This is a genomic window from Streptomyces sp. NPDC003077, assembly GCF_040611095.1.
Lineage (GTDB): Bacteria > Actinomycetota > Actinomycetes > Streptomycetales > Streptomycetaceae > Streptomyces.
In genome coordinates this window covers 59,609-68,961 of sequence record NZ_JBEXNM010000049.1, presented here as the reverse complement: position 1 = coordinate 68,961, position 9,353 = coordinate 59,609, and the positions used below count along the sequence as shown (strand labels likewise).

Here is a 9,353-nt window from a genome sequence, read left to right as displayed (position 1 = left end):
GTCGAGGTCGCCGGCCCCGCCCGGCGGCGCGGCGCGCCAGTCGGCGAAGTCGGTGCCGGCCGGCATTTCGGCGCGCCGCTTGAGCTCGGAGGTCAGCTCCTGGGCGACCGCCCTCATGCGCAGCGGGTCGGACGCGGCCAGGTACGTCGTGACGTGCGGGAGGTCCGTGCACACCTTCAGGCCCTCGCCGCGTTCGATGCCGCCGCCGTCGATCAGGACGAGCGAGAGCAGGTCGGGGCGGTCGGCCGCGGCGAGCGAGGCGGCCAGGGAGCGCAGCAGCTCCGTCTTGCCGGTGGCCGCGGCGCCCTCCATCAGGAGGTGGGAGCCGCCGTCCGCGGCGAAGTCGGCGGTCAGCGGGCCGCGCGGACCCGCGCCCAGGACGGCCGTGGCGCCGGAGCGGGGGTCGTCGGCCGCGGCGGCCCAGCGGGCCAGCAGGGAGGCGGGGGTGGCCCGGGCCAGCCCCAGCTCGTCCAGCAGGCGGGACTTCTCCGGCAGCGGCGCGGACCGGCCGCGCGCGGGACGGCCCCCGCCTGCCGGACCGGACTCGGTCTCCCGCAGGGGCGCCAGGGCCCGGGCGAACCGCTCGGCCCACGCGCCGGACACCGCGTCCACGGTGGCGACCGTGCCGTTCGGGTCGGTGCCCGGCCGCACTATGCGCAGCGCCGTGGCGACGTCGCCACTGAGGACGGCGACCGCGCCGCACTCGCCGAGCGCGGGGGAGGCGGCCCGCGCCGCCTCGTACGTCGCCGCCAGGGGGAAGGCGGGGGAGGAGGCGGGCGTCTCGGCCAGGCAGATCAGGTGGACGCCGGCGGCGTGGCCGGCCGTCGCGAGCCGGGCCGCGGTCTCGCGCAGCGCGGCCGAACCGGGGTCGCCGTCCAGCAGGACGACGGTGTGCGGGCCGGTGTGGCGGCGCGCCGCGTCGGCCACGGCGGCCGGGTCGGCGGCGGCCCACTGGGCGCCGAGCGGGCCGTCGTCCAGCCGCCGGGTCAGCTCCGTGAGGCGGGCGGCGGCCTGCTCCTTGTCGTAGGCGAGCAGCAGGCGGCAGTCCTGCCCGTGGCCGGGGCGGGTGTGCGGCAGCCAGCCGAGCCAGGACCAGTCCTCCAGCCGCTCCTCCAGGGAGCGCGAGCGGTCCGCGCTGATCAGGACGAGTTCCACGGTGCCGGGGGAGTGCAGGGCGGCGAGCTGGGCGACGGCGGCGCGGGCCAGCCCCGTCAGCCGGGCGCGCGGCCCGGCGAGGCCCAGCGACCCGGCGGTGCGCAGCGCGACGCTGACGGGCACCGCGGCCCGGCCCCCGTCGCGCACCGCCGTGCCCAGCCGCAGGGTCAGCGCGTCCGGGTGCTCCGGGCCGCGCTCCCACAGCCGGGGGCCGGGGCCGAGGGCCGTCAGGAGGAGGGTGGCCGCGTCGGGCAGGCGGTCGTGGGCGGCCGGGCCCGAGGGCGCCGCGTCGTGCGGGACGGGTCCGGTGGCCCAGGCGTCCTCGGGTGCCGCGGAGGGGGCGGGGACATGCGCGGGGCGGTCCGCGGCGGCCCGGCCGCCGGTCAGCCGCCGCGCCCAGGCCCCGAGGCCGCCGCGCCGGCCGCCCTTGCGGGGCGCCATGTCCTCGGGGTCCAGGCGCTGCTGTCCGGCGTGGGTGCGGTCGCCGTCGGGGGCGCCGGGGGCCATCGTGCCCAGGCCGCTCGTGGTGGGCCGGGGCTCGTACGGCGCGTCGGAGCGGGGGCGGGTGGGGTCCTCGCCGTCGTACGGGTGCGCCACCGGGGCGCCGGCCGCCGCGTGCGGGTGGGGCGGGCCGTACGGGTCGAGGTGGGCCGTTCCGTAACTGGTGGAGGTGCCGCGTACGGGCGTGTCGTTCCGCCGCGTGGTCGCGGGCCGGTCGAGGGGCGCGCCCACGGAAGCCCCGGCGGCCCCGAGTGCGGCGAAGGCCGCGGGGGCGGCGCCGGTCTCCCCGTAGGGCGAGGGGTGGCCGGGCGCGCCGGGGCCGGTGCCCGCTGACGGCGGGTGGGAGGCGTGCCGGGGGTCCGGGGGGACGGTCGCGCGGGGCCGGGCCGGGGCGGCGTCCGGCGCGTCGTGCGGGGCGGAGCGCATGCCGGGCACGGAGGCGTCACCCACCGGGGGCGTGTTTCCGGGCGCTCCAGAGGGCCCGGGGCGGCCCGTCGCACGGGGGGCTTCCGGGGCCCGCGCCACGCCCCAGCCGTGCGCGGTGCCGCGGGCGGGGGTCGGCACACCGGCCGTGGCACCGGCGTGTCCGCGGCGCCCCTCCCGGGCCGCCGCGCCGGACGACGTACCGAAGCCGGACGACGTGCCGGACTCGTCCCGAACGGGCGCCGCGCCGAAGTCCGGCCCGCCCGAGGGCGCGCCGGAAGCACGGGACGCTCCGGCGGGCCCGGCCACCCCGGAAGCCGCCCCGGCACCCTCCGCGCCCACGGCGACCCGCAGGTGACCCTCCCCGTCCGGTGTCACCGGCAGCGTCGGCTCCGGGGCCCCCGGGGAGGGCTGGAGGCGCAGCACGGACTCGCCGATGTGGAGCAGGGCGCCGGGCGGGAGCGGGGCGGGGCGCTCGCCGACGTCGGCGCCGTCCACCGTCGTGCCGTTGGTCGAGCGGAGGTCGGCGACCAGCACCGAGCCGTCCGGCTCCAGCGTCACCGCGCAGTGCAGGCGGGAGACGTCGGGGTCGTCGAGCGGCACGTCGGCGTCAGCGGAGCGGCCGATGCGGATCTGTCCACCGTGCAGCAGGTGGACGCCGCCCGCGTCCGGCCCGGAGACGACGCGGAGCCGGGCCGGGCCATGGGGCAGCCCGTGGGCCGGGGCGGGCCCGGGGGCGTGCAGGGCGAGCACCGCACCGTCTATGAGCGGGGGCTCGCCGATGGCGGCGCGCTGGAGGTCGAGCCGCTCGGTGCCCGCGTACAGGACGACGGGGCCGCCGCCCACCTCCGCGCCGGGCCCGGCGACGGCGGCGGCGAGCCCGCCGGCGACCGCCGCGAGCGCCGTGCCGGCGGGGGCCGTGACGAGCACGTCGCAGGCCCGTGTGGTGGGGCCGCTGCGCGGCCCGAGGACGGTCAGCCGGATCTGCATCGCCGTCAGCGGTCCCTTCTGCCCGGGGAGCCGGCCGGGGCCTGGCTCCCTCCCCCACCGCACCGAGCACGTCGGCACGTCCACGTGTGAGTACGTCGCGAAGGGGCCCGCGCCCGCGTGCCCCCACCGCTTCCGTGCTGGGTGCATCCTCGCACCTGCCACTGACAACACGCCCGCCGACCATCACCCAGTGATCTTGATTGGTCAGCCATGGGCGCAAAACCGTCTGCTTGAGGCAGCAGAGCGGCTTGTTTTCGATCACGGATGGTCGCGCGGACGGTGCCTTCCGGACATTGACCCCGTATCGGCCGGACGTTGACGAGGCTCGCGGCAACCAACGGCCCGCCCCGCGCGTCTTCCCCCCGTACCCCCTCCGGTCCGTCCGGCCGGCGGCCCGCGGCGCGGCACTACAGTTGGGCACGGGCGTGGGGGACGGACGCCGTCCGGGCCCGGGCCGGAACATGATCGATCACGACCAGGGAGCGCATGACGTGCGGCCGGTAGGCAGCAAGTACCTGCTTGAGGAGCCGCTCGGACGCGGCGCCACGGGCACCGTCTGGCGTGCCCGCCAGCGTGAGGCGGCGGGTGCCGAGGCCGCCGTGGCCGGGCAGCCCGGCGAGACGGTCGCGATCAAGGTCCTCAAGGAGGAGCTGGCCCACGACGCGGACGTGGTGATGCGTTTCCTGCGGGAGCGCTCCGTCCTGCTGCGGCTGACCCACCCGAACATCGTGCGCACCCGCGACCTGGTCGTCGAGGGCGATCTGCTGGCGCTCGTCATGGACCTGGTCGACGGCCCGGACCTGCACCACTACCTGCGCCGCAACGGCCCCTTCACCCCGGTCGCCGCGGCGCTGCTCACCGCCCAGATCGCCGACGCCCTCGCCGCCAGCCACGCCGACGGCGTGGTGCACCGCGACCTGAAGCCCGCCAACGTCCTGCTGGCCGGGGCGGACGGGGACGGCGAGATGCACCCGATGCTGACCGACTTCGGCATCGCCCGGCTCGCCGACTCGCCCGGCCTGACCCGCACCCACGAGTTCGTCGGCACCCCGGCCTACGTGGCGCCGGAGTCCGCGGAGGGCCGCCCGCAGACCTCCGCCGTGGACATCTACGGCGCCGGCATCCTGCTGTACGAGCTGGTCACCGGCCGCCCGCCGTTCGGCGGCGCGACCGCCCTGGAGGTGCTGCACCGCCACCTCAGCGAGGAGCCGCGCCGCCCCACCACCGTCCCCGAACCGCTGTGGACGGTCATCGAGCGCTGCCTGCGCAAGGAACCGGACGAGCGCCCCAGCGCCGAGAACCTCGCCCGCGCCCTGCGCGTGGTCGCGGCCGGCATCGGCGTGCACGCCAGCCCCGCGCAGGCCGAGGCCGCGCTCGGCGTCGGCGCCCTGCTGGCGCCCGACCCGGCGCCCGCCCCGGTGCCGGGCACCGGCCAGGGCGGCGGCGACGCCGACCCCACCCAGGTGCTGCCGACCAACGCGGCCTCCTACGACCCGGCCGCGCCCACCAGCGTGCTCCCCAGCACCGGCAACCCCGACGCGGACCCGACCCGGGCCATGCCCCCGATGGGCCCCGGCCCGAACGCCGACCCCACCCGCGCCATGCCCCCCATACCGCCGGGCCCGCCCGGCGGCGACGGGCAGCCCGAGGGCCCGCACCCCTGGGAGTCCCAGCTCCGCGCCGCCCGGGACCGCAACGACCAGACCCAGGTCCAGTACCTCGACCCGGGCCAGGACCCGCTGCGCCGCCGCCCGCAGCGCCGCCCGGCCCCCCAGCAGCAGCCCCAGCACCAGCCCCCGTACGACCAGGGGAACCCGCGCCAGGCCCCGCCGCGCTACGACCGGCAGCCCCCGCCGGCGCCCGCCCCCGCCCCGTACGACCAGCAGCCCCGCCCCCGGCGGCAGCAGCCCCCGCCGCCCCCGCCGCAGCGCTACGACCCGCCGCCGGCCCCGCGCTACGAGCCCCCGCCGGCGCCCCGGTACGAGCCGCCGCGGGAGCCGGAGCCGCGCCGCGAGCCCCGGCCCCCGCGCGAGCCCCGTCGGCGCAGCGCCAACCCGGTGCGCATCCCGGGTCTGGGCTGCCTCAAGGGGTGCCTGATCACGCTGCTCATCCTGTTCGTGGGCGCCTGGTTGATCTGGGAGCTCACGCCGCTCCAGGAGTGGATCGGCACGACCAAGAGCTTCTTCGCCCAGATCGGTGACGTCATCACGAGCGTGCGGGACTGGGTGCAGGGCCTGGGCAAGTGAGCCGCCGGGGGCGGGCCTGGTGAGGTCCGCCCCATGGAAGCGGTGGTTTCGGCGGGGGTCCCTTGGGGTGGCGGTTTCGGCGGGAGTCCCTTGGGGGCGGCGGTCTCGGCGGAGGGCCCTAAGGGGCGGTGGTTTCGGCGGAGGGCCCTAGGAGCGGCGGTATGCGGCGACGGGTGCCGAAGAGGCCACCGGCGCCCTCGTATGTCGCCCGTGTGCCGTCGGCGGCGCGCGTGGCCCGAGCGCCGGACGGACCCGAAGGCGTCGGGCGTCCCGGCGCGGCCCGTTCCCCGGAGGCATCAGGCCTCCCCGGCGCCGCCCGCTCACCGTGGCCGTCGGCCACCCGATGTCGCCCGTTCCCCCGCGACCTTGGAGATTTGTCGACTCCCGGGGCCTCATTTCCCGTACGGAAGTGAAGGTCGGCGCCATCCGGGGCACGACACCCCCTGGCAGCCGCGTAGCTTTGTCGCCAACCTCGGCCTCCTGAGGACGCTCAGCGGGCCCGACACGTCGGAGCAGTTTTGGCACGGAAGATCGGCAGCCGGTACACCGCCCACCAGATCCTGGGACGGGGCAGCGCCGGCACGGTGTGGATGGGCGACGGACCCGAGGGAGCCGTCGCCATCAAGCTGCTGCGCGAGGACCTGGCCTCCGACCAGGAGCTCGTCGGCCGCTTCGTCCAGGAACGGGCGGCGCTGCTCGGCCTGGACCACCCGCGCGTCGTCGGCGTCCGCGACCTGGTGGTCGACGGCAACGACCTCGCGCTCGTCATGGACCTCGTCCGCGGCACGGACCTGCGCACCCGCCTGGAGCACGAGCGCCGGCTGGCCCCCGAGGCCGCCGTCGCCATCGTCGCCGACGTCGCCGACGGCCTCGCCGCCGCGCACGCCGCCGGCATCGTGCACCGCGACGTCAAGCCCGAGAACGTCCTGCTGGACATGTCCGGGCCGCTCGGCCCCGGCGGCGCGCACCCCGCGCTGCTCACCGACTTCGGCATCGCCCGCCTCGTGGACTCCCCGCGCCGCACCCGGGCCACCAAGGTGATCGGCACCCCCGACTACCTGGCGCCCGAGATCATCGAAGGGCTGCCACCGCGCGCCTCGGTGGACGTCTACGCGCTGGCCACGGTGCTCTACGAGCTGCTGGCGGGATTCACCCCGTTCGGCGGCGGCCACCCAGGGGCGGTGCTGCGGCGGCACGTCACCGAGACGGTCGCCCCCCTGCCCGGCGTGCCCGACGAGCTGTGGCAGCTCCTCCTCCAGTGCCTGGCCAAGGCCCCCGCCTCCCGGCTGCGCGCCTCGGAGCTGGCCACCCGGCTGCGCGAGATACTGCCCGGCCTCGCCGGGCTGCCCCCGCTGGACATCGACGACCCCGAGGACGAGTCCGAGGAGGCGGAGCCCGAGCAGGGCGCCCCCGCGGGCCCGTACGCGACGCCGTCCGGCGCGTACGACGACGGGCGCCGGTCCGGGACGGGCGAGGAGCGGCCCCGCGGCGCCGTCCCGCTGGTCCACGGCGCGGTCCCGGACTCCAGCCGCGAGACGCACACCAGCATGCGGGTCCCCGGCCCGGACGAGCTGGCGGGCGGCGCGCACGGCACCGCGCGGGCCCCCCGGGCGGCGGGCGAACGCCGCGCGGGCTCGGCCCGGCACCGCACCTCGCCCGAGGCGGTGCGCCGCCGCCGGGTGCGCATCGGCGTCGCGGTGGCCGCGGTGATCGTGGCGGCCGGACTGGGCGGCTGGCTGGCCTCCGGAGGCGGGAACGGCGACGACGCCGACCCCGGGGTCCAGCAGACGGGCACACACGCGACGCGCACGCCGTAGGGGCAGCACGCACGCCATAAGGGCGACGCGCACGCCATACAGGCAGCACGCACGCCATAAGGGCGAGGCGCACGCCATAGGGGCGGCACGCGCGCCATATGGGGCGGCACGCGCGCCATAAAGGGCGGCGCCGTTCCTTCAAGGACTTGCGGCGTTCCCGAGGGACGCCCTTTCGGGTCGGGGTTCCCTAGGGGCGTCCGGCGCTCCCTTGGGGGGCGTCGGCCCCCCATAGGGGCGAGTGGGGCCGGGGCCGCCCTCACCCAGCGTTCCCGCGTCGTTCCGGCCCGTGAAGGCAGGGCCGGGCAGGCGGCGGCAGCCGTTAGGCTGGGTGCGTGGCAGTCGTCGATGTATCCGAAGAGCTGAAGTCCCTCTCCTCGACCATGGGGTCGATCGAGGCCGTCCTGGACCTCGACAAGATGAGGGCCGATGTTGCCGTGCTTGAGGAGCAGGCAGCGGCGCCGTCCCTGTGGGACGACCCGGAGAACGCACAGAAGATCACCAGTCGGCTGTCCTACCTCCAGGGCCAGCTCCGCCGCGCCGAGGAGCTGCGCGGCCGGGTGGACGACCTTGAGGTGCTCTTCGAGCTCGCCGAGGCCGAGGGCGACGAGGACGCCCGCGCGGAGGCCGAGACCGAGCTCGCCGCCGTCCGCAAGGCCGTGGACGAGCTGGAGGTCCGCACGCTCCTGTCCGGCGAGTACGACTCCCGCGAGGCCGTCGTCAGCATCCGGGCCGAGGCGGGCGGCGTGGACGCCGCCGACTTCGCCGAGAAGCTGCAGCGCATGTACCTGCGCTGGGCCGAGCGGCACGGCTACAAGACCGAGCTCTACGAGACCTCGTACGCGGAAGAGGCCGGCATCAAGTCGACCACCTTCGCCGTCCAGGTGCCCTACGCCTACGGCACGCTGTCGGTCGAGCAGGGCACGCACCGGCTCGTGCGCATCTCGCCGTTCGACAACCAGGGCCGCCGCCAGACCTCGTTCGCGGGTGTGGAGGTGCTGCCGGTCGTCGAGCAGACCGATCACATCGAGATCGACGAGTCCGAGCTGCGGGTCGACGTCTACCGCTCCTCCGGCCCCGGCGGCCAGGGGGTGAACACCACGGACTCCGCGGTCCGCCTGACCCACATCCCCACCGGCATCGTCGTCTCCTGCCAGAACGAGCGCTCGCAGATCCAGAACAAGGCGACCGCCATGAACGTCCTCCAGGCCAAGCTGCTGGAGCGGCGCCGCCAGGAGGAGCAGGCCAAGATGGACGCCCTCAAGGGCGACGGCGGCAATTCCTGGGGCAACCAGATGCGGTCCTACGTGCTGCACCCGTACCAGATGGTCAAGGACCTGCGCACCGAATTCGAGGTGGGCAACCCGCAGGCCGTTCTGGACGGCGACATCGACGGATTCCTGGAGGCGGGCATCCGCTGGCGCAAGACGCAGGAAACAGCGGAGAAGTAAAACTCCGTCAACGCTCCGGGGTTATCCGTACGCCTTATCCATACGCGATCCGTACGCGTTATCTCCGAACATCCTTGTCGACAAAACAACCGCCGTCCTTCGGGCGGCGGTTGTTTTTTGACGTGGATTCTGTTGCCGCTGTGGAGCTTTGGTCACAGTCGTACGTACATGAGACCTGTAATTCGCCGCATTCCGGGCATCACATGTTTATTTGACCTTGACGGGCCTGTGAGAACTGGGAAGGGTGGGGCGCGGCATGCGTATGTTCGGGGGCGCGTGTGAACGGGGAGATGAGCGAACCGCCCATCCGGCGGTGCCGCGCTTCGCGGAACCGCGTCGGCCGTGGCCCCTTACAGGGATGCGATGCCCCACTGACGAGTACAACTACTGGGGGTAGCAGGCACATGACGAAGAAGACGCGAGTGCGCGTGGCGCGCATCGTGGCGGGCGCGGTGATCGCGGCCGGCGCGTCGCTGACGGCGGCCGGCGCGGCCTCCGCGACCGGTCTGGTCGGTGACACGGTCGCCGACGGCGCGAACGACGTGGTCGCGGGCATCGGGGCCACCGACGAGGGCTCCACTGAGGGCAACCCCGCCGGGGGGCTTGTCTCGGGCAACGACAACGGCGGCAGCGACGGCGGTCAGACGCCGCCTCCGGGTGGTGACGGCGGTCAGACCACGCCCCCCGGTAACGGTGGTGACGGCGGTCAGACGACGCCTCCGGGCAACGGTGGCGACGGTGGCCAGACCACGCCCCCCGGTAACGGTGGCGAT

General features: G+C 76.1%; 4 protein-coding genes and 1 pseudogene. 4 read left to right on the top strand and 1 reads right to left on the bottom strand.

What is annotated here, in order from left to right:
- Nucleotides 1-3,069 (bottom strand): FHA domain-containing protein (locus ABZX96_RS27285; protein ID WP_355549459.1); only part of this gene is annotated, 3,069 nt, incomplete at its 3' end.
- A 491-nt stretch (nt 3,070-3,560) separates the two neighbouring features.
- Here ABZX96_RS27285 and ABZX96_RS27280 point away from each other — a divergent pair.
- The 4 genes and pseudogenes from ABZX96_RS27280 to ABZX96_RS27265 all read left to right on the top strand — a co-directional run.
- Nucleotides 3,561-5,315, top strand: a complete 1,755-nt coding sequence (locus tag ABZX96_RS27280) for a serine/threonine-protein kinase (protein ID WP_355549457.1) — start codon at nt 3,561-3,563, stop codon at nt 5,313-5,315.
- 518 nt (nt 5,316-5,833) lie between these two features.
- Entirely contained in the window at nt 5,834-7,132 is a 1,299-nt protein-coding gene (locus ABZX96_RS27275) for a serine/threonine-protein kinase (RefSeq protein ID WP_355549456.1), read from the top strand.
- Between the two features lie 332 nt (nt 7,133-7,464).
- Nucleotides 7,465-8,580: a peptide chain release factor 2 gene (gene prfB / locus ABZX96_RS27270; RefSeq protein ID WP_355549454.1), complete on the top strand. Its 1,116-nt coding sequence runs from the start codon at nt 7,465-7,467 to the stop codon at nt 8,578-8,580.
- Nucleotides 8,581-8,984: 404 nt separating this feature from the next.
- Nucleotides 8,985-9,353 (top strand): annotated as a pseudogene (locus tag ABZX96_RS27265) (hypothetical protein); the annotation flags it as partial.